The organism is Vibrio sp. 2130-1, assembly GCF_033339515.1.
Window position 1 is genome coordinate 1 of record NZ_JAWOUT010000118.1, and the last position, 928, is coordinate 928.

General features: G+C 43.9%; 1 protein-coding gene. It reads left to right on the top strand.

Features of this window, described 5'->3' with window-relative positions:
- Positions 1-789: LysR substrate-binding domain-containing protein (locus R7Q09_RS24610; RefSeq protein ID WP_318143756.1), on the top strand; the 789-nt coding region annotated here is incomplete at its 5' end.
- Positions 790-928 lie beyond the last annotated feature (139 nt).

The window sequence follows — 928 nt, forward strand, 5'->3', positions numbered from 1 at the left end:
GTTAGTCGACGCATTGGAGAACTGGAACGTTACCTCGGAACGCAACTTTTTCACCGCACCACTCGCAGCCTTTCGCTGACAAACAAAGGCGATGCCTATTACCAAGATCTACAAAAAGTACTCACCTTGCTTGATTCTGCAAACCAGCAAGCCAGTAACGAAAGTATCGAGGTCAGAGGAAAAATCAAACTTGGCCTTCTGCCAGAAACCTATGAACATCTTCAACCCATTTTGTTTGAATTTCAGGATCAATACCCGCAGGTTGAACTCGACATTCGCAATATCAACAATGGCTTTATTGATATGTTTCAGCAGGGGTTGGACATCGCGCTGCACGGCGGCATGCTGTTTGATTCAGACATTGTCGCGAGAAAGATCTTAACGCTAGACCGATGTGTCGTTGCCTCACCGAACTATCTTCAAACTCACGGCACGCCCGCCACATTAGAAGAGTTGAGCGATCATCAGTGCATTTGTTTTCGTTGGCCAAATGGCAATGTCGACAACCTTTGGCATTTTCAGGAACAAAACGTAGCGCTCAAACCAAAACTCATTTCCAACAACATCGGCTTTATTAAAAGCTCCACAGTGCTTGACCGCGGCATCAGTTATATCCCAAAACTGTTGGTAAAAAATGAGCTCGAATCCGGTGCATTGGTGCAAGTATTGTCTCAATATGCTGTCACGGAAGAAACGGGGTGGTTACTCTATCCTCAACCGAAAACGCTGAACCAAGCTAGCCGGTTACTTATTGAACATTTGTGCAATAAAATCCCAAAACTTTTGTAGTTTGCATTTATTGTCATAAAATTTGTGACATTGAATCATGCGCACGCATGATTATCTGAACATCTGTGAATTATAAGATGGCGCCGAAATTATGGAGCTATCTTATGAATCATCAAATCAAAACCGCTGCGCTGAGCAC